The sequence below is a fragment of the Prevotella sp. P6B1 genome (assembly GCF_000702825.1).
Classification (GTDB): Bacteria; Bacteroidota; Bacteroidia; order Bacteroidales; family Bacteroidaceae; genus Prevotella.
Genome location: NZ_JNKF01000010.1, coordinates 249,987 through 272,845, shown reverse-complemented (window position 1 = coordinate 272,845; position 22,859 = coordinate 249,987). Strand labels below are relative to the sequence as shown.

Genomic DNA, 22,859 nt, shown 5'->3' with positions numbered 1-22,859 from the left:
AATCGCCTGCATTAATGCGGGAGGGTGAATTCTTTGTTATTAGAGATTACTTGTGACTCTGATAGTAATCGAGTCCAAGCTTAACGTTCTCGATGACTGCCTGGGAAGAGTAGGTGGCACCTGTAACGGCATCAACCTTCAGGGCCTTGGCATCCTTGACCTTCAAACCATTCCATTTTTCCAGCAGGGCTTTCTTCACCTTGAGAAAATATTTGGGGGTTTCCTGGTTCTTCAGGGCCTCAATCTTAACGACTTTGTTCTTCTGTATATAAATCTTCACTGGGGTAGTGCCGAGAAAACCTTGTACATCCTTGCCCAGAGTGGTGGTGTTGATGACGGTCATGCCGTTATCCTTTGTCATGACATCACTGGCTATCCCGCTTTGCAGCGTGAGAGCGCCAACAATCAGTGAGCAGCAGCTCACCAACTTAATTAAACTCTTCTTCATATTTTCTTAATACCTACTTGTTATCCTTTAACATGGCGAGGGCCTTGTTTTCGGCAGCTTCCATAATCTCTCGCTCGCCTGGCCCCTTGTCGTTGATGCCACACAGATGCAGAATGCCGTGGATAATCACACGGTGTAGCTCCTCGTCGTAAGGGCGACTAAACTTATCGGCATTAGTAAACACGGTGTCTACAGAAAGGTAGATGTCACCGCTGATAGTCTTACCTTCTGAATAGTCGAAGGTGATGATGTCTGTGTAGTAGTCGTGACCTAAGAACTGGTTGTTCACCTCGAGAATTTTCTCGTCGTTTACAAACAAATATCCGATTTCACCGACTTTCTTACCGTAACTGGCTGCCACCTGGCGAATCCAATTGGTGGTCTCTCGTTTTTTGATGTTGGGGAACTTTACCCCTTCAGCTTCGTATATAATCATATTAGCTATAGTTTTTTCGGTAGATAAGCACTGACGTCAACACCAAAGTGCTGTAGTTCGCGCACGGCGCTCGATGAGATGCTGGCCAGTTCTGGCTCAGTATAAAGCAGTATGGTTTCTATGCCGCCCAACTTGCGGTTGAAGTCGGCCTGCCACTGCTCGTATTCAAAGTCGCTCACAGTTCGCACGCCTTTCACGATGAACTGGGCGTTTTCTGCTTTGGCGAAGTCCATTGCCAGACCGTGATAGGGCTTTACCTCGATGCGTGGCTCGTTTGCATAGAGTTCTCTGATGGCCTGCATGCGCTCTTCAGCTGATGGCATATCAGGCTTGTGCACATTGTCGCCTACCACACCAATGACCAAACGGTCGAAGAGTGGCAAAGCGCGACGCACGATGGAATCGTGACCAATGGTGAAGGGATTGAAACTCCCCACAAATATTCCTGTTCTCATATCAGTCAAACAGATTGGGTTGCATAATGTTTCCGCCGTACGGATTGCGGCCAAAATGCTTGTAGGCCAGTTCGGTAACCATACGGCCGCGAGGGGTACGTTTGATAAAGCCCTCCATAATCAGGAATGGTTCGTAAACCTCCTCTACCGTTCCTGCATCCTCGCCGATGGCGGTAGCGATGGTGGTAATGCCTACAGGACCGCCACGGAACTTATCGATGATGGTCAGCAGAATCTTATTGTCGATTTCATCAAGACCATACTTATCGATATTCAGAGCCGTTAGGGCTATACGAGTAATCTTGGTGTCAATCATACCATTGCCTTTCACCTGAGCAAAGTCGCGTACGCGGCGCAATAGGGCGTTGGCAATACGGGGCGTTCCACGAGAACGACCTGCAATCTCCAAGGCGGCATCTTCTGTGATGGGTACTCCAAGGATGCCTGCCGAACGCTCGATGATGGTTTGCAGCGTTTCGGGTTCGTAATACTCCAAGTGCATGTTTATACCAAAACGCGCTCTGAGCGGAGCTGTCAGTAGTCCGCTGCGAGTGGTGGCTCCCACTAAAGTAAACGGATTCAGGTCAATCTGGATACTGCGTGCCGAGGGGCCTTTATCAATCATGATGTCGATGCGGTAGTCTTCCATTGCCGAGTAGAGATATTCCTCGACTACTGGCGACAAACGGTGAATCTCGTCGATAAACAGCACATCGTTCTTTTCGAGCGATGTGAGGATGCCTGCCAGATCGCCTGGCTTATCCAGTACAGGACCGCTGGTAATCTTGAAACCTACGCCCAATTCGTTGGCAATGATATTCGAGAGAGTGGTCTTGCCCAGTCCAGGAGGACCGTGCAGTAATGTGTGGTCGAGTGGCTCGCCACGATACTTGGCTGCTTCGACAAATACTTCTAGATTCTCAACAACCTTCTTCTGACCGCTGAAATCACAAAAACTCAACGGTCTTAAAGCATTCTCAAAGTCTTTCTCTCCCTGCGAGAAGCGTTCTTCGCGTATGTCGAAATCCTCGTTCATTACTTCTTGAATGCTTCGTCGAGGTTAGGATACTCTTTCTTTTGTTCGTTGTCTACCTTAAGATATTCCTTCATGTCGAAGTGCAGCATCGAAGCGACGATGCTTGAAGGCCACTGACGAACCATGCGGTTCATCTTGGTAGCGGTATCGTTATAAACCATGCGTGAGATACGTACATGCTCTTCGTATTCCTTCTGTCCGTCCTGTGCTTTGGCATACAGATCGCTGGCCTTCAGTTCTGGATATTGTTCAACTACGACGTTCAGACGCCCCATCATCTGTCCTAACAGATCGGCCTGCTGGTTGATGGCTGCTGGTGTATTTGCAGGAGCGTTACCACCACGAGCTTGAACCGTTTGGATGATGGTTTCACTCTCGTGCTTGGCATATTGGGCAGCGGTCTTGGCTAAAGCGATAATCGCATCGAAACGCGAATTGAGCTGAACCTCTATCTGGCTCAGGGCATTTTTGCACAGTTCATCGAGGTTTACCAGTGTACGCTGGGTTGAGATGAAATAACCGATGACGATAACCGCCAATGCAACGATTATACCGAATATGAGTCCTATTCCTTGCATAATTAAAAATATTTTGGATTAACGGCGCAAAGATACGAAAACTTTTTGTATTTTTGCAGGCAAAAGCTAAAATTATATGAAAAAAGTAATTATTCTTGCCTTCGTGGCAATGATGTGCCAACAGCTGATGGCCATTAAAACAGTACCCGTTCAGGGAAGTATCATCCGTCCTACTGATAAGCATATTCAGTACACCGGACGTATAAGTTTTACCAACCCTGAGCGCCCAGCGTTCAATTTTCCTGGTGTTCAGATTATCGCTGCCTTTGAGGGAACCTCTCTTCGTATGATGGCTAAGCCTCAGAGCGGCTATTTCATGGCGCAGATAGACAAGGCCGAGCCTTTCAAGGTGGCGTTTCGTGGTGAGCGCGATTCGGTGGTTACGCTGGCCACCGCGCTGGCCGATGGCGTGCATACGGTTAAACTGATGTATGTCATTGAGGGTTACGAGTTCTATCCTGAGTTCTGGGGCTTTGTGCTCGATAAGGGCAAAAAACTGGTTGATGCGCCTGCTTTGCCTTCAAGAAAGATTGAATTCATCGGCAACTCTATCACTTGTGGCTATGGTAACGAAGGATTGAAGAAAGAGGAGCATTTCGATTATGCCACAGAGAATCATTACTACAGCTATGCCTCGATCACGGCGCGCAACCTGGATGCCCAGCACTGGGTGGTGGCTCGTAGCGGCATTGGTGCCTATCGCAACTATGGCGAGGCTAAGAGCGGTTCGCCTCGTTCGTGCATGCCTGTTCAATATGAGTATACAGGCTATGCTTATGACCTGAAACTGCGCCAGGAGGCCAGTTTTTTACGTGAGAAGTGGGATTTCACCCGTTATCAGCCCGATGTGGTGTGTATCAACCTGGGCACCAACGATATGTCGACCAACAACTATGATTTGAGGTTGCTCAAGCAGGGCTATCAGAAGCTGTTGCAGCTGGTGCGCCAGCATAATCCCCAGGCTAAGATTGTTTTTCTGTCGGGCTCGATGCTGTACAACAAGGAGTTGCAGCAGGTGAAGCAGTTGCTCGATGGTGTTGTGGCCGAAGCCAGGAAGGCGGGCGATGCTGAGGTGTACCGTTTTGATATGGCACCCATCTCTGGTGATGAGTGGTACGGCAACGACTGGCATCCCAATGTGTATGAGGATGAGAAGATGGCTGGCGAACTGACAGCCTATCTGCGTTCGTTAATGAATTGGTTCTAAAAAAATAAAGGATTATCCCAGCATTTTTCGCGTATCTTCGAGAATCTGCAGGAGTTCATCCATTTTCTCTGCTCGCAGCATGGCGATACGTGTCTGACGGAAATCAGGTATTCCCTTGAATATAGGAGTGGCAGCGAGGTGTCTTCTGGTATGGAGGATGCCTCGCTTCTCGTCAATACGTTCTACGTTGATCCGCAGAAGTTCCTCGAGGATATCAAGCTTCTGATTGAAGTCCAGTTGCTCACGACTGAAAATCCATGGGCAACCAAATGTGGCACGACCAATCATCACGGCATCTACACCATAAGTCTTGAAAGCTTCATCAGCCTCGTCTAAGCTGTGGATATCGCCATTGCCGATGATAGGAATATGTATCTTGGGGTTGCGCTTCACTTCGCCAATTAGCGTCCAATCAGCCTCGCCTGTGTACATCTGACTGCGTGTGCGTCCATGAATGGTAAGTGCTTTAATGCCGCAGTCCTGTAGCTGTTCGGCCAGTTCGGTGATAATGAGCTGCTCGTGGTTCCAACCCAAACGGGTTTTTACTGTTACAGGAAGCTTCACGGCATCCACCACCTTACGGGTAATCTCAAGCATTTTGGGGATGTTTTGCAACATACCTGCGCCAGCACCTTTGCCTGCCACTTTTTTTACAGGACAGCCAAAGTTCAGGTCAATCAAGTCGGGACCAGCTTGTTCTACAATCTTGGCAGCCTCGACCATAGCCTCTACATCGCGGCCGTAGATTTGTATGCCTACAGGTCGCTCGGTATTGCTGATGGTTAGTTTTGATATCGTCGACTTGACATCACGTATCAGTGCCTCGGCACTGACGAACTCCGTATATACCATAGCAGCTCCGAACCGCTTGCACAGCAGTCGGAAACCAATGTCTGTCACATCCTCCATCGGTGCCAAAAACACCGGTTTTTCACCAAATTCTATCTCTCCAATCTTCATTTCGGCTGCAAAGTTAAACATTTTTCTGATAAAATTTGGTTGATTCATAGGAATAATGTATTTTTGTACGCAAAATATTACTATCGAACTAAATTTGTCAAGATGGAACAGTTACTCCATTACACTTGGAAGTTGAAACTCTTTCCGCTCAAAGAGCTGAGAACGAGTGACGGTCAACTCGTAGAGGTGATTGACCCTGGTAGAATGAATCACGATTCCGGACCTGATTTTGTCAATGCCAAAATCAGAATCAACGACACGATGTGGGCAGGCAATGTGGAAATCCACGACAAGTCGAGCGACTGGTATCAGCATGGTCACGATAAGAATCGCGACTACGATAATGTGATTCTGCATGTGGCGAAGGTGCTAGATACGGAAGTGATGAAGAGCAACGGACAGTATGTGCCTCAGGTTCAGCTGGATGTGCCACAGCATGTGCAAGCGCATTACGATGAACTTAAAAGGACAGAGGAGTACCCTGCTTGCTATAAGATCATCCCTGACTTGCCATCGCTGGCGGTACATTCATGGATGGCTGCACTGCAGACGGAGCGTCTGGAACGCAAAACTGAGGATATCCGTGAGCGGGTTAAACTTTGCAATGGATCATGGGAGGGTGCCTATTTCATGACTTTGGCACGAAACTATGGATTTGGCATCAACGGTGATGTGTTTGAGCAGTGGGCACGTAACATTCCGCTCAATGCGGTTGCTCACCATCGAGATGACCTGTTCCAGATTGAAGCCATCTTTATGGGACAGGCTGGATTACTAGAACTTGAGGCTATACCAGCGTATTATCAGACGGAGGCACTCAACGACGGCTACTTTGCCCGTTTGCGTAACGAGTATCAGTATCTAGCGCATAAATTCTCGATGAGACCGATTGATTTTAAGTTGTGGCGATTCTTGCGACTGCGCCCTCAGAACTTCCCGCATATCCGAATATCCCAGCTGGCCAATCTGTATTACCAGCAAAAGGCGGGGCTGAGTCAGCTGATAGAGTGTGATTCTCTCGACCAATTGAAAAATGTTCTCAGTTCGCACGTCACCCCTTATTGGGAGACGCACTATACATTTGGCTCTACCAGTTCTAAAAACGAGAAACATCTGTCGTACGGATCCATTAATCTGTTGACTATCAACACGGCAATTCCTATGTTGTTTGCTTATGGACGGCATTGCTCCAAAGAAGTGCTTTGTGATAGAGCCTTCGACTTTCTGGAACAAATGAAGGCTGAGAACAATCATATCATCCGCATGTGGCTACAGGTGGGATTGCCTGTGAAGACGGCTGGTGACTCGCAAGCTCTGATACAGCTCAAAAAGGAATATTGCGATAAGAAAGACTGTTTGCGTTGTCGCTTTGGTTACGAATATCTTAAACGCAAATAAACTTATGAACCAGGAAATTTTCTATGCAATGGCGCTCACGCGTCTGACGAACTTCAATTTTCAGCAGGCCTTAGAACTATACAGGGCTGCAGGCAGTGCACAGAATCTGTATGAGCACAGAAATGAAATCGGTGATATCATTGAAGGATGTACGCCACGGCTCATTGAGGCGCTAAAAGACTGGGGCGATGCGATGAAACGGGCAGAAACTGAAATGAAATATATGGAAGAGCTTCGCATTCAAGCTTTTTCGTTGATGGACGACGACTATCCTCAACGGCTGCAGGAATGTCCTGATGCACCGTTAGTGCTATATTATAAAGGTCATGCAGACTTGAATCAACAGAAGATAATCAGTATTGTTGGTACACGTCACATGACGCGTTATGGTGAAGATATTATCCGCAAGTTTGTCAGAGAGTTGCATGAGATGTGTCCCCAAGTGCTTATTGTGAGTGGTCTGGCTTATGGTGTGGATGTCTGTGCGCATAAGCAGGCACTTGAACAGGGATACGATACATTGGCAGTATTGGCTCACGGACTCGATCAGATTTATCCCTATCATCATCGTGATGTGGCTGCAAAAATCGTAGAACATGGCGGGTTACTGACTGAGTTTATGACCCTGACCAATGCTGATAAACCTAACTTTGTGCGTCGTAATCGTATCGTGGCCGGTTGTTCTGACGCAACAATAGTGATTGAAAGTGCTTCTAAAGGTGGTAGTCTGATTACTGCCGAGATAGCCCAGAGCTACGATCGGGCGGTGTTTGCTTTTCCTGGCAATATTGGTTTGCCGTATTCCGAAGGTTGTAATCATTTGATTCGCGATAATGGGGCTGCGCTGATTACCAGTGCCGAAGATTTTGTGAATGCTATGGGGTGGCAGCATGATGTGATTCGTCAGCAGGCTCTGGCTGAAGGTATCGAGCGCCAACTTTTCCCTGATCTATCAGATGATGAACAGAAAATCGTGAGTCTGCTACAGCAAACCAACGATTTGCAATTAAATATCCTGAGTGTCAAGAGTGGAATTTCTATCGGTCAGCTAACCGCCATTCTCTTCCAGCTTGAGATGAAAGGTGTGGTCAAGCCTTTTGCGGGTGGAATGTATCATCTGCTGATGTAGCATCTTCGTGAATGCTCTCGGCCATCAACCGATAGATCTGCTTGGTACGTTCATCGTTCAATAGGTCAATCTGCATGTTCATCACGCCTACATCGTAGCGTACCATAGGGCCAGTCTGGGCCTGTTTTGGATTTAGTTCTGATACTTTTTTCGCCGTTTCATCGATAAGTGGAAGGAAAAGCTTGAAGTCTATTTGTTCTTCTTTAAGAACCTTTTCGGCTAAGCGATAGCAGTGGTTAGTGAAGTTGCAGGCCAGCACGGCTGCCAAGTGAATTTTTTTGCGCTGACTCGAATTGGCCAGCACCACATTGTCAGATATACTTTCTGCCAACGAGCGGATAACGCTGAGGGTTTCCTCGTCCGATGCCTCAAGAAAACAAGGAATCGGTTTGAAGTCCACCTTTCTGTTTTTCGAGAATGTCTGCATGGGGTATAGTATGCCGTAGTGCTGTGCCTTACCTTTCAGTACGTCGATTGATATGCTGCCTGCTGTGTGTACCACAATGCCATTCTTAGCATTACGTCCAACTTTCTCGGCTAATCTACTGATGGCATCATCCTTGACGGAGATAATGAACATATCTGCATTTTGGCTGATTTCATCGATGGATGTGGTGTATGTGCACCCTAACTTATCGGCTAACTCATTAGCATGCTCTGCTGTTCGGCTATATACTTGCTGGATATGATGTCCAGCTTCACTCAGTGCCAGCGACAATTGCGTGGCCAGATTTCCAGAACCAATAATAACTATCTCCATGACTCTTACTTTGATAAAACGCTGCAAAGATACAAAAAAAATGGCACAATTGTCTTGTTTGTCACAAAGATGCAAACAAATTTCAAACATTTATTGCATCTGGTTATCGTTTTTTTATGTAACTTTGCGCCGTTAAACAAAAAACGAAAATATGAGAAGTATCATTCTGGTAACGTTGTTGGCGTTCGAGACCATCAGTGCTTCTGCCCAGAAGTGGGTGGGGGTGCCTGAAAACAGGTTTGCGGTGACGGTGAAGATTGATTCTGCTATTGCCAGCGAAACTCAGAAACTGTATATGTACTCGATGATTGAGAAGGAGATGCAACTACACGACTCAATCAGTTTCGATGCTGAGCATCGGGTGGGTACCATGCATGGCTTTGTGCCTTATGAGTATAATGTAAATCTGCTCTTCCAGCGTCGTGGACCTCAGTGTGTGCCCGTTGTGGTGAAGGGCGGTGATAGCTTAACGATCCATATTGGTGATGAGGACGATGGCTTCCGTTTCCGCTATATAGATAAAGTAGAGGGGTCGCCTTCTACACTTGAGATGGTTAGGTTTGAGCTTCAAAAGGATAGTATCCGTCAGGAATATCTTAACCAGAACAGTCAAGCGCGTCTATATGACTTGAGTGATGCACAACGCGACTCGATTAATTTGCTGGCTAAGATGGAGGAAGCCAAGATGGAGCGATTTATCATGGACTATGCCTGTACTGGCAATAGCCCCTATTCGGTGATTGATGCGGCAAGCCATGTGTTTTATTCCTTCCGTAGATACCCTACGATGTATCCATGTAAAGAGGAAGAGGTTGATGCGATGATGAACTCTCTGCTGAAGCGTTTTCCTGATTATCCGCCGATGAAAGCCTTTGTGAATGATAGTACTATGGGTTCCTATATGTCAGCACAGAGTTTTGAAATCTGGGGAGCATTGGAACTGCGTGTTTATAGCGAGCGATTCAAGAAGGATGAAACCATTACGATGAAACCGCTGAAAGTGGGTGATTACATGAATCTGCGACTCTATAATGGTCCCAAGCAGAATACGAATGATTTTCGCGGAAAATACTTATTGGTTGATTTCTGGGCTTCGTGGTGTCAGCCTTGTATGGCTCAGATGCCCAATATCCGCTATGCCGCACAGGAGTTCCGTGATGATCTGGTAGTATGCTTGATAGGTATGGACGAGAATCGTAAGCAGTGGTGGAGCACCGTTAAGGAAAAGGATTTGCGAAACAAGGACGCCAGACAGACTGATCGCCCCTACAAGATTTACAACTATTACGCCTATGATGATAAGAAAAGAGCATTATATCCAGAGTATCAACAACTTAAAATTCAGACCATTCCTCATAACTATCTCGTTGACCGCTCTGGCCGTATCATCGCCAAGAACATCAGTATTACGCTGGCAATCGATAAAATCAAAGCATTATTAGAAAAGGAGAAATGCCAATGAAACGAATCTTTATAACACTATTCACTATCAACTGTTCGCTATTCACTATCTCAGCTCAAACACTTGAGAGACTCCGTGCAGATGCCGTTCGCTTAGCATCACGTGGCTATTTCAACAAGAGTCTCGACTGTCTGCGACAGATGTCTGCCGACAGTTTGAACACTGAGGATATGCGCCTGTACTACAATAACTTTGTTCAGCTGGGACAGAACGACTCTTTGGCCTACTGGGCCGATGAAATGCTGAAAAACAATCCTTATGATGCTGCTTTGATAGCCGATTATACCCCACGCCTGAATAAAGGTTGGCAGGGTGATATCGCTTGGAAGAGTTTCCCTGACAAGGTCATCACTATCTGTCGTAAGTACGTTGAACAAGATTCAACCCATATCCTCATCAACCGCCAATTAGGTGAGGCTTATTATAACATGGGCAACTACGATATGGCGCAACTGGAGTTGAAAAAACTGGAGGCTATCGGCGACACCTGTTTTGGCACCCTCTACACCCTCGGGTTGACCTATCAGCGTATGGGCGACAACTCCACTGCCTACGACTATCTGTATCGTGCCTACGAAAAGAACGACCATCATCCTTATTGTCTCTTTGTATTAGGTATTGTGAGCAACAAGGTTGGTCTTGGCGCTGAGGCTTTATCATATCTCGATGAGGCCAAAAAACTACTGATGCCTGATCGCCAGACACTTTTTCGTCTGCATAAGGAATTGGCTGAGGCTTTCAGGTTAAAGTCGGAACCCGATTTCCGTTTGGAGGAACTACAGGAATGTATGCGTTATGCTGAGGAAAAAGATGTAAACGAGCTTACCTACCAGATGGCTCAGTGCTACTTTGTCCTCAAACAGCGTGACAAAGCCCGTGACTATTTCAATAAGTTCCTCGAAGCCACTGAAAACAAAGAGTACAACGATAAAATCAAGGAGATGCGCTCCAGTGCTCAGCGCACTCTCCGTATGATGATGTGGTAATGATGAACATACATCCCAAATTGTCGGTTACCTATGAGGTACATTATCAGAAAGTAGAAGAAGTGGTAAAACACGAAAATTTGGTGTTATAGACACTTTTATGCTAGAACGTGTAGCAGAAATTATGATGCTGGAGTATTGGGATCGTTCTGCTCATTTGTCGAAAATAACTGGTAGTTCCCAGCTTTGGAACTTAGGGTTACAGCTGCTTGATGATTTGCTGCAAATCCTCGAGATATCTGGCGGCATGACCGCCATCCATTTGGGCATGATGGAACTGCATGGAGATGGGAAGCGTTACCTTGAACCAACGTTTGCGATAGCGGCCCCACGCCAGGAAGGGATTATTGAAAATGCCGCTGTATTGGTTGACGATGCTATCGAGTTCTGTACCCGTCATGGCCGAGGTACCGATAATCATCGCCTCCTCATCGAATGTGCTCTCACAAGTGTCGATGGCTGTCTGTGTCATCCGCTGGTAATCGGCAGCGAACTGCTCAAAATCATCGCTATAAGGCACATCGCACGAACAGATATCGCCCTTTTTGTGGTTGACAATCACGTTGATGGCCAAGCGGTCGTACTTGTACAGCTTGCCGTTCTCGGGTAGCAGGTAGAACTCGGACTTTTCACTGGCGGCACGCCCCATACACCAGCACAGCAGCGTGTTAAACTTCACACCCCTGCGCTTGCACACCTTATACAGTCGCGTTACATCGAACGTCTTGGTAAACGTAACCATAGGCACGGGCGACTTCATCCAAAGACTGAAAGCATTTGCCCTGCTGGTTTCCTGCGGATTAACTTCTTGTTTCATCGTTTATCTATACTTCCTGCGCTGCAAAGATAGTGATTGCTGGTGAAACCACCAAATAATTGAGCTAAATGATGTTAAATACTAAAAGTTTAGTTGATAAAATTTGGAACTACTAAATATTTAGTATATATTTGCAGGCGAAACTTAAAACGTCATAACAATGAAAGAGAAAAAGAAGCAACTAACCAAGGGCGAGACGCAGGTGATGAACATCCTGTGGAGCTTGCCAGAACAGCAGGGATTTATTCAGGACATCATCGACCGCTATCCTGAACCTAAGCCAGCTTATACAACAATCTTGACGTTTATGAAGATTCTGACCGAAAAAGGTTTTGTAAAGCCAGAAAAGGTAGGTAAGGCCAATCGTTTTTCGCCGTTGGTGAGCAAGGAAGATTATACCTACTCGTTTATCAGTGATGTAAAGGATACGTTTTTTGGCGGTTCATTCACATCGCTTGTCAGCTTCTTTGCCAAAAAGGAGCAATATACCGACGAGGAGTTGGCAGAACTGAAAGAACTGATGACAAAAATCGAGGCAAAACGATGATAACGGCGTTTCTATTATATATAGGTAAGGTGGCGATACTGTTGGCAGTGTTCTATCTGTTCTATCGCTTGCTAATGGAACGTGAGACTTTCCACCGCTTTAATCGGGCTATCCTGCTCCTGTCGGTTTTGATAGCCTTTATCCTTCCGCTGTGCGAAATCACCCTGCACAAAACGGTTGTGGCTGCATCCATGTCTGTATCTAGCTCTAATGTTAAAGCTGGTATTGTATCGGATAGCCCCTCAGCAACTTACGGTAATCCCCTCCTATGGCTATTCCTCGTTTATCTTGCAGGCGTAGTATTGAAACTGCTCCATACTGCTATCAGCATCTATCGTTTGAATAAGTTGATTAGCCATTGCGAGCAGCACCCGCAAGCGGATGGTACCACCATTGCCGTTTGCGCTCAGAATATTGCTCCGTTCAGTTGGTGGAACACCATTGTGTTTTCGCGTCGCGACTATCAATTGCAGGATTCGGCTCTCTTGGTTCATGAGCGGGCACATATCAATAGCTATCACTCATTCGATCTGTTGCTGATGGAACTGGCGATTGCCCTGCAGTGGTTTAATCCGGCCATCTGGCTGATAGGCAGTGAGTTACGTGCTGTTCATGAGTATGAGGCCGATGCCAGTGTGCTTTCGGGTGGCGTAGATGCACACCACTATCTGAACCTGCTGATGGATAGAGCTAATGCCAAACTGGAGTGTAAGTTGGCCAATGCCATCAGTCAACAAACACTGAAAAAACGTTTTCAGATGATGGCGCGCCATCGCTCCAAGCCTTCACGATTGCTCAAGGTGCTGTATCTGCTTCCCGTTGTAGCCATCACCTTAGCCTTGAATGCTCAGACGATTATTCACTATCAGGCACCTGAACTCGATTCCAGCCATCTTGTTACTGATACCATTCAGGCTCAAGCGCCACAGAAGGTGGTACCAGCCCCTGTAGTTCAGTCTCATAAACAGCCAAGTACCCAAAACACGGAACCTCAGCTGGAAACCGCATTGCTGACGATTTCAGGAACGGTGGTTGACGAAGAAGGCAATCCCTTGCCAGGAACTGCTGTAAAGGTATATGACGGTACAACAGGTACGATAACTGATTTTGATGGTAAATTCTCGCTTAAAGTACCCAAAGGTACTGTGGTAGATTTTCTGAATATTGGTGTGGCCACAGTCTCCATACAGGTAAAGAGCGATATGACTGACCAGAAGATAATACTTAAAAAAGACGGATCAAACTAATCAGAAATATGAAAGCAAAGCCCTTAACCCTCGTTTTGCTGTTGTGCTTTTGTCGCATCAGCCCCGTCTCAGCCCAGATACAGGAGACTTTCTGGCATTGGCAGGTGATAGATACTGCTCAGATTGTGTGTACTTACGAGTACACGGATTATATGTTCGTCCGTTCTCGCCATTTTAAGGAGCATGAGACGTTTCTGCTGGCGATAGGCAATCATCTGTCTAAATACTACAGTTATAATGGCTTTCAGAAAGATTCGCTCTTTTACACCACGCCACAGGCTAAGGAAGAGTACCAACGGCGGGTGAGAGCAGGGCTGAAAGCCAAAGGAAAGACCAAGGATGAATCGTTTGCAATGATGATGGCTATCATGCCGAAAGGAGAAGACACAAAAATCTATAAGCATTATCCCAAGGATAGCTTGACGGTTCAGGATTGGGTGACGTCCAGGCGGATTTTCTATACAGAAGCCATGGAACCGCAGGCCTGGGAGATATTGCCCGATACCTCTGTAATACTTGGCTACCCCTGTCAGCGGGCAGAATGCGATTGGCGTGGGCGTCACTATACGGCTTGGTTCACAGAAGAGATTCCTATCAATGATGGACCGTATAAGTTTCATGGTTTGCCAGGACTGATTCTGGCAGTCAGAGATAGTGCCGATGAATACTGTTGGGAACTCCGGGGGATAGAGATGCCTGATAAACAACGCATCTATCATAGCGAACCACCTAATGGCGATCGCTATGAGCGTACCGATCGAATTGATCTACTTAAGAAGATGTGGAAACAGAGATTAGCGCTTATTAAGAAGGCCAATGCTGATGATGTGATGCTTGGCTATCCACCAAAGGAGACCGAAGATCCCTATGATCTGATAGAGTTAAACTATAAGTAATCGAACAAATTCACTTAGATTAAAAAACAAATTCACTGAAATTGTTGTTCAAATTCACTGAATTTGTTCATCAAATACACTGAATTTGATATTAAATGAATAACCCCTTGATGATAAGGATATTAGCTTTTTCCTGTTTTTTAGTCATCTCTACCCTTGTTTGTTCAGCTCAGATAAGGGTGATAGGACGTGTTACGGATAGCCAGAGTGGGAAACCGTTGGCTAAAGTAATTGTGTCGGCAAGAGATAAAGACAACAAAACCAAAAGCTTTGTACAAACCAAAGCCGATGGCACCTATATGCTTACAGCCACTTCAAATCCTGCTACACTGCATTTCTCAATCATTGGCTATAAGAAAAAGACCATTCCTTTTGTATCTGGACAAACGGAATATCATGTAACCTTGGTGCAGTCGGCTATCGAACTGAGAGAGGTGAAGATCAAATCTCAGAAGATTCGCCAACGGGGCGATACCTTAGTATATAGCGTGGCTAGCTTTGCTAAAGACGGCGATCGCTCCATTGGTGATGTGCTGAAAAAGATGCCAGGCATACAGGTGGCCGAAGATGGTAAGGTGTCGTATAACGGCATGCCCATCAATAAGTTCTATATCGAAGGCAAGGATCTGTTGCAAGGCAAATATGGACTGGCCACGAAGGGCGTAGAGCATAAGGATGTGAGTAGCGTTGAGGTGATGACGAATCACCAGCCTGTAAAAGCCCTAAAGAATCTCTCGGAATCAGAGCAGGCTGCTATCAACCTGAAACTGAAAGACGGTTCGAAGTCGCATCTCATTACGACTATCAATGCAGCCTTGGGCACACCAGAACTATGGAATGGTAACCTCACGACCATGATGTTTAATAAACAATGGCAGATGATTTCTACCTATAAGACCAACAATACTGGCGAGGACCTGCAGCGCGACATCCGAGAACATATCGACATCTTAGATAGAAAATCGCAGACATACAGTGAGACCGACTATCTGGCGCTGCCCGCAGGGAAACAGTCGGAACTGGAGCAGCAGCGTACGTTGTTCAATAAAACACATCTGCTATCTACCAACTGGATTTTTGGTATTGGTCGCGATGCCACGCTCGATGCCCAGGTGTCGTATCTTACGGATCGCCAGCACCATGAGTACGAATCGAAGACGGAATATTTTCAGTCGGCAGGTAGCCGTATGATCGAAGACCGTTTGCATAGTATGGCTGGTATAGAGCGGTTGGCTGCCAAGATGACCATCGAAGTGAATCGCGATAGTGACTACCTGAACAATGTGCTGCGTACGGATTTGGGCTGGGATGGGGGCGATGTGCTTACAGGGGGTACCTATGATGCCACCCAGCACCTCTATCTGCCTCGTCATCAACTCAGCAACTCACTGGAGTACATCCATCGCAAGGGTAAGAACGCACTGACGGTCAATTCGCAGAACCAGTGGACGTGGCTGCCGCAATATACCTTGGTGGTGAGGGAGGGTGCCAACTACCGTCAGGCACTAAGGCGGCACGCGTTCTATAGCGATGAGCATGTGAACTACGACCTGGGCGTAGGGGCTTTTGTTGTGGCGATGGAAGGTGGTATAAACTACCTTGATCGCAGTCTGAACGACGATCGTAGCCGTAGGTATCAGGCCTATCTGACACCTACATTGAAATATCCGCATCGCCATTTCAACTTTACCCTACGCCTACCACTGAGCTACTATCACTACGATTTTGGTGATAGCAAGCGCGATGATTTGAATTATGGTAGTAGCTTGGGTGTATCGTATCGAGGCATTCAGAATCTTTCGTTGTCGCTCACAGGCGGTATCAGTCAGAATCCTTACAATATCAGTAACCACTTTGGCGGACAGCTGATGACGAACTATCGCACTATGACGCGTGGCACTACTGAATATGGCACAGCCACGGGCAAGAGTGTGGCGTTATCTGCTTTCTATCAGAATTCTTCTAATGGGGTATTTGGCTTTCTTACTGCCACCCGTATGTGGAACAAGAATCCGTTTGTGTCTATCCAGTCGTTCGATGGCGACTGGTTGATAAATGGATTGATGCTCTGTCCTAACCATAGTAGTTCGTGGCTTGTAAATGGTAATATCGAGACCATGCTGCCATTCATGGGTGGCATGTTTAAGCTCTATGTCAACTGGCTACAGCACGATCGCGAAATGTTTACAGGTGAAGTGTTGACGGCTTATCGAAATAATCTCCTGTCGCTCGATGCTATCATCAACGGTACATTGTTTAAGAAACTCAACTGGAAGTACGAACTGGAGTATGGCAATAGCAGGCTGCGTATGGGGAATGAGGCTGCCAACAGCCTTCAGAGTTTTGAGCATAGTTTCTCGCTTTATTATTCGCCAGTTAAGAAGCTGTTGCTTTCATTTGTCGGCGAATATTATCACAACGAAATCGTGCGGCACCAGTACACCGATCATCTCCTATTGGATGCTAAAGCCATCTGGAAACTCCGGTCAAACTTCGAACTCACTTTTACGCTCAAGAACATGCTTAATGTGGATCATTATGCTTATACCACTTATACGCAGTTGATGAAATACTCATTATCACAGCCCATCCGAGGCCGCGAACTGTTGGTGAGTATCTATTTCAGACCATGATTTATATGTTATCGCGGCGCAGGAAGAGGCCTGCGATAATGGTACCGCTGATGCTGTGCCAGGCGCAGCTGATGGCGCAGGGGAGGACGGCTAAAGGTTGGGCGGCGAAGAAATTGCCAGCAAGCACCGTTGCAAGACCCGCATTCTGCATACCTACCTCGATACTGATGGTGCGTTTCTTGGCCTTAGAAAAACCAGCCAGTCGCCCCGAGGTATAGCCAAGAATATAGCCCAGCGTGTTATGACAAAAGACAACAGCAAACGTCCAAAGGAAGAGCCAGAGCCCACGAGCTATCAAATCGTCGTGAACAGTCGAAATGACACCACCCACGATACAAGCTAAGCAGGTAACACTCAGACCTGGCATCAGCGACTGGACTGTGGGGAAGTGCTGACTTTTGGAGTAGGTATAGTTAAGAAAACAGCCGATTCCAACAGGGATAATCGTTACAATAAGGATGTTCAGAAACATGCCGATAGCGTCTATTTCGATGATTTCGCCAGCAGTCAATTCCATCAGTAGGGGCGTCATCACAGGTGCCAACAGAGTAGAGGCACAAGTCATGCCCACGCTGAAAGCTACATCGCCATGACAGAGATACGACATGATATTGCTCGAAACGCCTCCAGGGCAACAGCCCACCAGCAGAATGCCTAATGCCAAAGCTGGCTCAAGACGGAATACATGCACCAGTACATATGCTACACAGGGCATGATGAAGAACTGGGCACAAGCACCAATCAGGATGTCAAACGGTCGGCGAGCGAGTATGCGGAAATCGTCGGTAGTCAGTGTAAGTCCCATCGTCAGCATGATAATGCCAAGAATCACAGTCTGTGTGGTGCCGCGAACCCACAGAAACATATCGGGCACAAAGAATGTGACCACCGCAATAAGGATGATAAACAGCGAGGCATTTGAAGCGAGCCAGCGGCTCAGTTGTATCATATATTTCATGTCCTATTTAAGAGTCCTTTGAAGAGCAGGTAGGGGTCGATGGTTATCTGGTGGTGGCAGTGCTGGGCGATGGTGCGCGACATGCCGCCAGTGGCGATGATATGGGGCTGACCGTTAAGGGTGGGGAGTATCTGGTTGATAAGACCGTCGATCATGGCGGCGGTGCCGTTTACGATACCGCTCTGCATACACTCTAAGGTGTTGCGACCAATGAGATGCTGGGGCTTTTCGATAGTGATGGCAGGCAACTGTGAGGCGCGTGCGCTGAGGGCGTTCATAGATGTTTTTACGCCAGGAATGATGATGCCACCGCGGAACACCTTGTTTTCGTCGATAACGCCGATGGTGGTAGCTGTGCCAAAATCGATCACAATGGCAGGCACGCCATAGAAGCAGGCAGCGCCAATGGCGTCGGCCAGTCGGTCCTTGCCCAACTGGGCGGGCGACTCAACATCTATCGTGATAATGCCCTGGGCATCGGCAATCGAGAAGAAATGGGGCTGCAGACTAGTCAAGTCGGTAATGGCCTGAGCCATATCGTCGTTCACCTCTGGCACTACCGATGAAATAGTAATCTGCTGGATATCAGCAGCCTCTACGCCGTACTTGCGCAGACCTTGGCGCAGTTCGTACCGGAAGAAACTGGCCGTTTCTTCCTTCTTAGTCTTGAAACGCCAGGTGTTTGAGATGTTACCTTGACCATCAGCCAAAGCAACTACTACGGTAGAATTGCCGATATCTATAAGTACTTGCATATGCTACGCGAGTGTTTGAATGTAAGCTAGAATCAGGTCGGCAGTCTCTTCCTTAGAGCATAATGGCAGTTCCTTTACCTCCTGACCGCTGATGAGCGTTACCTTGTTGGTATCAACTGCAAAGCCCGTGTTGCCGCCAGCAATCGAGTTGGCGCAAATCAGGTCGGCATGCTTCTTCAGGAGTTTGGCGCGTGAGTTCTCAATCAGATTCTCCGTTTCCATCGAGAATCCAACCAAAGTCTGGTTGGCGGGCTTGTGCTCGCCCAGCCAACCAAGAATATCTTGTGTTCGTTTGAGTTCAATCTGTAGGTCGCCTTCGTGTTTCTTCACCTTCTGGTCGGCATATACGGCTGGTGTGTAGTCGGCCACTGCGCTGCACATAATCACCACATCGGCCTCGCTACTACGTGTGGTGACAGCCTCGAACATGTCGGCAGCGCTCTTAACAGGCACCACTTCAACGCCCTCGAAAGGCTTGATGTTTACGGGGCCTGATACCAGTGTGACCTGAGCACCACGCAAACGGGCCATTTTGGCGATGGCGTAGCCCATCTTGCCTGATGAGTGGTTGGTGATATAGCGCACAGGGTCGATAGCCTCTTGTGTAGGACCTGCGGTAATGAGATAGCGCTTGCCCTTCAAGTCGTGCTCCTTGACCATAAACGTTAGGATATGCTCTACGATCACCTCCTCAGAGTTCATCTTGCCTGTGCCTGTATCGCCACAAGCCAGCCGGCCTATGATGGGATCGATAACGTGATAGCCATAGCCCTTTAGTTTTAGCAGATTGTCCTGCAGGATGGGATTCTCCCACATGCCGGTATTCATGGCGGGCGCAATCAGTTTAGGAGCGCGTGTGGCCAGCATGGTGGTGGTAAGCATATCGTCGCAGATACCGTGAGCCAGCTTGCCAATCACATTTGCTGTACAGGGAGCCACCACAAACAAGTCGCCGCGCTTGGCCAGCGACACATGCTTCACGTCGAACGAGAAGTTGCGGTCGAAGGTATCCACGATGCACTTGTTGTTGGTCAGTGTCTCGAAAGTCATCGGCGTGATGAACTTGGTGGCGTTCTGAGTCATGATCACATGCACATCGGCATGCAACTTAACAAGCATCGAGGCCAGATTGGCGCTCTTGTAGGCAGCAATACCGCCCGTAACGCCCAGTACGATGGTCTTTCCTGTCAGCATAACACTATTGCTATTAATTTTTTATTGCTCTTTCAGCAGGCCGTGCTTCTCGTAGTTGGCCTTGCGCACCAGCTTGTTGTGCTCATCTACAAACAGCACGGTAGGCTTGTGGTTCTTGGCCTCGTCGGGAGTCATAGTGGCGTAGGCCATAATGATCACCTTGTCGCCTACGTTCACGCACTTGGCAGCGGCACCGTTCAGGCAGATAATGCCCGATCCGGCCTCGCCAGCAATGGCATAGGTGGCAAAGCGACTGCCGTTGTCGATATCGGCAATCTCAACCTTCTCATACTCCAAGATGCCGCTCTCACGCAGCAAATCAGAGTCGATGGTGATACTGCCTACATAATCCAAATCGGCTTGGGTAACCACAGCGCGATGAATCTTTGCCTTCAGTAGTGTTATATCCATGCCAAACTTAAATATTTACGATGAAGTTATCAATCAGTCGGGTCTTACCGATATACACAGCGATAGCCACCAGCACCTCGCCCTCGATACGCGCTGTGCGCTGGATATTCTCAAAGTCCACCACCTCAACGTAGTCGATACGAGCCATAGGCTCTGTCTGCAGGTTCTGGCGGATGATGTCGATCACCTTCTGAGCATCGCGCTCACCAGCCTCGATGGCCTGCTTTCCCAGCTTCAAACTCTTAGAAAGAATCAGCGCTGCCTGGCGCTCGTCTGCATTCAGGTAGGTGTTACGGCTCGACTTTGCCAGTCCGTCGTCCTCGCGAACGATAGGGCAGGGCACAATCTCCACGGGGAAGTTCAGGTCGCGCACAAAGCGCTTCACGGTAGCCAGCTGCTGGGCATCCTTCTGTCCGAAGTAAGCACGATCAGGACAAACGATGTTGAACAGCTTGCCCACCACGGTGCACACACCACGGAAGTGAACAGGGCGCACAGCACCGCAAAGCAGTTCGGTCGTCTCGGTGGTGTCGATGAATGATGTAAAGTGGCCAGGATACATCTCGGCAGGCTCGGGGTTGAAAATCAGGTTGCCACCTGCCTCTTCCACCTTCTGCATGTCGCGGTTCAAGTCGCGTGGATAAGCCTCCAGATCCTCGTTTGGACCAAACTGGATGGGGTTAACGAATACAGAAACCACCGTACGGTCGTTCTGACTGGCCGACTTGCTGATGAGGCTCTGATGACCCTCGTGCAGGAATCCCATCGTAGGCACCAGTCCTACGCTCAGGCCCTTTTTACGCCAACCAGCTACAATCTCTCTTACCTCCTTTACTGTCTTTACAACTTTCATATCTCAATATAGTTTTTCTATCACCTCTTCGTTGATAGCAAATGTTTGTTCTTTAGATGGGAATTCGCGAGTCTCAACATCGTGCTTGTACTGCTTAAAGGCCTCGAGCATCACGCTGTGCAGGTCGGCATACTTCTTCACAAACTTGGGTGTGAAACCATCGGTGTAACCCAGCATGTCCTGATAAACCAGCACCTGGCCGTCGCAACCATTACCACCGCCAATGCCGATAGTGAGCGCTCCGCTGCGCTCGGTCACCAACTTGGCCAGTTCGGCAGGCACGCACTCCAGCGTGATGGCAAAAGCGCCAGCCTCTTCCACAGCTTTGGCATCAGCCAGCAGTTTCTGAGCCTGTTCGAGCGATTTGCCCTGAACCTTATAGCCACCTAGCGCGTTAACCGACTGGGGAGTGAGCCCGATATGAGCCACCACGGGGATGCCGGCATTCACGATGGCTCTGATGCGGTCGGCATATTCGGCACCGCCCTCAAGCTTCACGGCCTGGCAGTTTGTCTCCTTCATAATGCGGCCTGCATTGCGCACAGCATCCTCTACCGATGCCTGGTACGACATAAACGGCATGTCGATAACAACCATAGCCTGCTTGGCACCACGCACCACTGCGGCGCCATGATGAATCATATCCTCAACAGTCACAGCGAGTGTATTCTCATAGCCCAGCATTACGTTGCCAAGCGAATCGCCAACCAGTATCATGTCGATTCCAGCCTCATCCATGGTGCAGGCTGTATGATAGTCGTAAGCCGTCAGCATGCTGATCGGCTGTTTCCCCTTACGTTCAAGTAAGTCAAAAATAGATTTTCTCATTTCCTGAAATAGAATTCTATACTCTCTTCGAGGGTGCAAAAGTATTACATTATTTTAATATCAGCAAATTTTTTAGTTATTTTCTGTTGAAAATGGGTATTTGTTGATTAAAAGTAGTATCTTTGCGGCGTTTTAATTCGAATTAATTATGAAAATAGCTTTGATCGGCTACGGCAAGATGGGCAAGATGATTGAACAAATTGCCCGCGACCGCGGCCATGAGATTGTAAGTATTATCGATATCGATAATCAACAGGATTTTGATTCGCCTGCATTCGCCTCAGCAGATGTGGCTATCGAGTTTACGGCTCCACAAGCTGCCTATGGCAACTATCTGAAGGCATGGGCCAAGGGCGTAAAAGTAGTTAGTGGATCAACCGGATGGATGACTGAGCACGGAGATGAAGTTCGTAAGGCTTGTTCTGAAGAGGGAAAGACACTCTTCTGGGCATCAAATTTCTCTATCGGCGTGGCCATCTTCTCTGCTGTAAACCGTTATCTGGCCAAGATTATGAACCAATTCCCTCAGTACGATGTGGAGATGGAAGAGACTCACCATGTGCATAAGCTCGATCATCCCAGTGGAACAGCCATTACCCTGGCCGAAGAAATCGTAAATAACATCGACCGCAAGGAAGCTTGGAAAGAGGATACTACCGATGCCAAGTATCTGCGCGTGGACCATATCCGTCGTGGTGAAGTGCCTGGCATTCATACCATACGTTACGATAGTGATGCCGACCTGATTACCATTACCCACGATGCACACAGCCGTAAGGGCTTTGCACTTGGAGCCGTGTTGGCCGCCGAGTACACCAAGGAACATCAGGGTTTGCTGACTATCAGCGATATGTTTAAATTCTAA

24 protein-coding genes are annotated in these 22,859 nt (G+C 47.7%); 10 read left to right on the top strand and 14 right to left on the bottom strand.

All coding sequences use genetic code 11. The annotated features are described in order from the left end of the window. Positions 1-46: 46 nt before the first annotated feature. From T495_RS0102105 to T495_RS0102085, 5 genes are read right to left on the bottom strand one after another with little or no spacing between them, the layout of a single operon-like run. A complete protein-coding gene (locus T495_RS0102105; protein ID WP_028902799.1) occupies positions 47-448 on the bottom strand; it encodes an FMN-binding protein in 402 nt (133 codons plus the stop codon). Positions 449-461: 13 nt separating this feature from the next. Further along, positions 462-884 carry an rRNA maturation RNase YbeY gene (gene ybeY, locus T495_RS0102100; RefSeq protein ID WP_033147414.1) on the bottom strand — a complete coding sequence of 141 codons (423 nt, stop codon included), beginning with the start codon at positions 882-884 and terminating at the stop codon, positions 462-464. 5 nt (positions 885-889) lie between these two features. Continuing rightward, positions 890-1,339 carry a pantetheine-phosphate adenylyltransferase gene (gene coaD, locus T495_RS0102095; RefSeq protein ID WP_033147413.1) on the bottom strand — a complete coding sequence of 150 codons (450 nt, stop codon included), beginning with the start codon at positions 1,337-1,339 and terminating at the stop codon, positions 890-892. A 1-nt stretch (position 1,340) separates the two neighbouring features. After that, on the bottom strand, positions 1,341-2,375 hold the full coding sequence (gene ruvB, locus T495_RS0102090; RefSeq protein WP_033147412.1) for a Holliday junction branch migration DNA helicase RuvB: 1,035 nt from the start codon (positions 2,373-2,375) through the stop codon (positions 1,341-1,343). Then, positions 2,375-2,953, bottom strand: coding sequence for a LemA family protein (locus tag T495_RS0102085; protein ID WP_028902803.1), 579 nt, complete (start codon positions 2,951-2,953; stop codon positions 2,375-2,377). Before T495_RS0102085 ends, ruvB begins: the two co-directional genes overlap by 1 nt. 76 nt (positions 2,954-3,029) lie before the next feature. Here T495_RS0102085 and T495_RS0102080 point away from each other — a divergent pair, with 76 nt between their 5' ends. Then, the gene (locus T495_RS0102080) at positions 3,030-4,160 is read left to right on the top strand and encodes an SGNH/GDSL hydrolase family protein (protein WP_033147411.1); all 1,131 of its coding nucleotides are present in this window, start codon (positions 3,030-3,032) and stop codon (positions 4,158-4,160) included. A gap of 12 nt (positions 4,161-4,172) precedes the next feature. Here T495_RS0102080 and dusB read toward each other — a convergent pair whose 3' ends face one another. Then, positions 4,173-5,120: a tRNA dihydrouridine synthase DusB gene (gene dusB, locus T495_RS0102075; protein ID WP_033147669.1), complete on the bottom strand. Its 948-nt coding sequence runs from the start codon at positions 5,118-5,120 to the stop codon at positions 4,173-4,175. Between the two features lie 102 nt (positions 5,121-5,222). Between dusB and T495_RS0102070 the strand changes: the two genes are divergently transcribed. Both T495_RS0102070 and dprA read left to right on the top strand, forming a co-directional pair. Next, positions 5,223-6,518 carry a DUF2851 family protein gene (locus tag T495_RS0102070; protein ID WP_051651802.1) on the top strand — a complete coding sequence of 432 codons (1,296 nt, stop codon included), beginning with the start codon at positions 5,223-5,225 and terminating at the stop codon, positions 6,516-6,518. Between the two features lie 4 nt (positions 6,519-6,522). Next, on the top strand, positions 6,523-7,647 hold the full coding sequence (gene dprA, locus T495_RS0102065) for a DNA-processing protein DprA (RefSeq protein ID WP_033147409.1): 1,125 nt from the start codon (positions 6,523-6,525) through the stop codon (positions 7,645-7,647). Here dprA and T495_RS0102060 read toward each other — a convergent pair. Further along, on the bottom strand, positions 7,607-8,422 hold the full coding sequence (locus T495_RS0102060; protein ID WP_255347587.1) for a Rossmann-like and DUF2520 domain-containing protein: 816 nt from the start codon (positions 8,420-8,422) through the stop codon (positions 7,607-7,609). The genes dprA and T495_RS0102060 overlap by 41 nt on opposite strands. Positions 8,423-8,558: 136 nt before the next feature. On the opposite strand from T495_RS0102060, the gene T495_RS0102055 reads away from it, so the two are divergent. Together T495_RS0102055 and T495_RS0102050 are read left to right on the top strand one after the other, a co-directional pair. Further along, entirely contained in the window at positions 8,559-9,869 is a 1,311-nt protein-coding gene (locus tag T495_RS0102055) for a TlpA disulfide reductase family protein (RefSeq protein WP_028902809.1), read from the top strand. Beyond that, positions 9,866-10,855, top strand: a complete 990-nt coding sequence (locus T495_RS0102050; protein ID WP_033147407.1) for a lipopolysaccharide assembly protein LapB — start codon at positions 9,866-9,868, stop codon at positions 10,853-10,855. Before T495_RS0102055 ends, T495_RS0102050 begins: the two co-directional genes overlap by 4 nt. A 199-nt stretch (positions 10,856-11,054) precedes the next feature. On the opposite strand, the gene T495_RS0102045 is transcribed toward T495_RS0102050, so the two are convergent. Next, positions 11,055-11,672 carry a CatA-like O-acetyltransferase, family 2 gene (locus tag T495_RS0102045; RefSeq protein ID WP_028902811.1) on the bottom strand — a complete coding sequence of 206 codons (618 nt, stop codon included), beginning with the start codon at positions 11,670-11,672 and terminating at the stop codon, positions 11,055-11,057. Between the two features lie 160 nt (positions 11,673-11,832). Here T495_RS0102045 and T495_RS0102040 point away from each other — a divergent pair, with 160 nt between their 5' ends. The 4 genes from T495_RS0102040 to T495_RS0102025 all read left to right on the top strand — a co-directional run bounded on the left by T495_RS0102040 (position 11,833) and on the right by T495_RS0102025 (position 16,995). Further along, positions 11,833-12,219, top strand: a complete 387-nt coding sequence (locus T495_RS0102040) for a BlaI/MecI/CopY family transcriptional regulator (protein WP_028902812.1) — start codon at positions 11,833-11,835, stop codon at positions 12,217-12,219. Continuing rightward, entirely contained in the window at positions 12,216-13,466 is a 1,251-nt protein-coding gene (locus T495_RS0102035) for a carboxypeptidase-like regulatory domain-containing protein (protein ID WP_081831971.1), read from the top strand. The genes T495_RS0102040 and T495_RS0102035 overlap by 4 nt, the downstream gene beginning before the upstream one ends. A gap of 8 nt (positions 13,467-13,474) precedes the next feature. Next, complete coding sequence (locus tag T495_RS0102030; protein ID WP_081831970.1) at positions 13,475-14,362, top strand: GLPGLI family protein; 888 nt, start codon at positions 13,475-13,477, stop codon at positions 14,360-14,362. A gap of 110 nt (positions 14,363-14,472) precedes the next feature. After that, entirely contained in the window at positions 14,473-16,995 is a 2,523-nt protein-coding gene (locus tag T495_RS0102025; protein ID WP_197020320.1) for a carboxypeptidase regulatory-like domain-containing protein, read from the top strand. Between the two features lies 1 nt (position 16,996). Here T495_RS0102025 and T495_RS0102020 read toward each other — a convergent pair whose 3' ends face one another. Genes T495_RS0102020 through panB form a run of 6 tightly spaced genes read right to left on the bottom strand, consistent with a single transcriptional unit; the run spans position 16,997 to position 21,994 of the window. Beyond that, the gene (locus tag T495_RS0102020) at positions 16,997-17,944 is read right to left on the bottom strand and encodes a bile acid:sodium symporter family protein (protein WP_231480176.1); all 948 of its coding nucleotides are present in this window, start codon (positions 17,942-17,944) and stop codon (positions 16,997-16,999) included. 5 nt (positions 17,945-17,949) lie between these two features. Next, positions 17,950-18,708: a type III pantothenate kinase gene (locus T495_RS0102015; RefSeq protein ID WP_033147403.1), complete on the bottom strand. Its 759-nt coding sequence runs from the start codon at positions 18,706-18,708 to the stop codon at positions 17,950-17,952. A gap of 3 nt (positions 18,709-18,711) precedes the next feature. Then, complete coding sequence (coaBC, locus tag T495_RS0102010) at positions 18,712-19,902, bottom strand: bifunctional phosphopantothenoylcysteine decarboxylase/phosphopantothenate--cysteine ligase CoaBC (RefSeq protein ID WP_033147402.1); 1,191 nt, start codon at positions 19,900-19,902, stop codon at positions 18,712-18,714. A 21-nt stretch (positions 19,903-19,923) separates the two neighbouring features. Beyond that, entirely contained in the window at positions 19,924-20,313 is a 390-nt protein-coding gene (gene panD, locus T495_RS0102005) for an aspartate 1-decarboxylase (RefSeq protein WP_033147401.1), read from the bottom strand. 7 nt (positions 20,314-20,320) lie between these two features. Further along, on the bottom strand, positions 20,321-21,166 hold the full coding sequence (gene panC / locus T495_RS0102000) for a pantoate--beta-alanine ligase (protein WP_033147400.1): 846 nt from the start codon (positions 21,164-21,166) through the stop codon (positions 20,321-20,323). A gap of 3 nt (positions 21,167-21,169) precedes the next feature. Continuing rightward, a complete protein-coding gene (panB, locus tag T495_RS0101995) occupies positions 21,170-21,994 on the bottom strand; it encodes a 3-methyl-2-oxobutanoate hydroxymethyltransferase (protein WP_028902821.1) in 825 nt (274 codons plus the stop codon). A gap of 148 nt (positions 21,995-22,142) precedes the next feature. Here panB and dapB point away from each other — a divergent pair, with 148 nt between their 5' ends. Further along, entirely contained in the window at positions 22,143-22,859 is a 717-nt protein-coding gene (gene dapB / locus T495_RS0101990; RefSeq protein ID WP_028902822.1) for a 4-hydroxy-tetrahydrodipicolinate reductase, read from the top strand.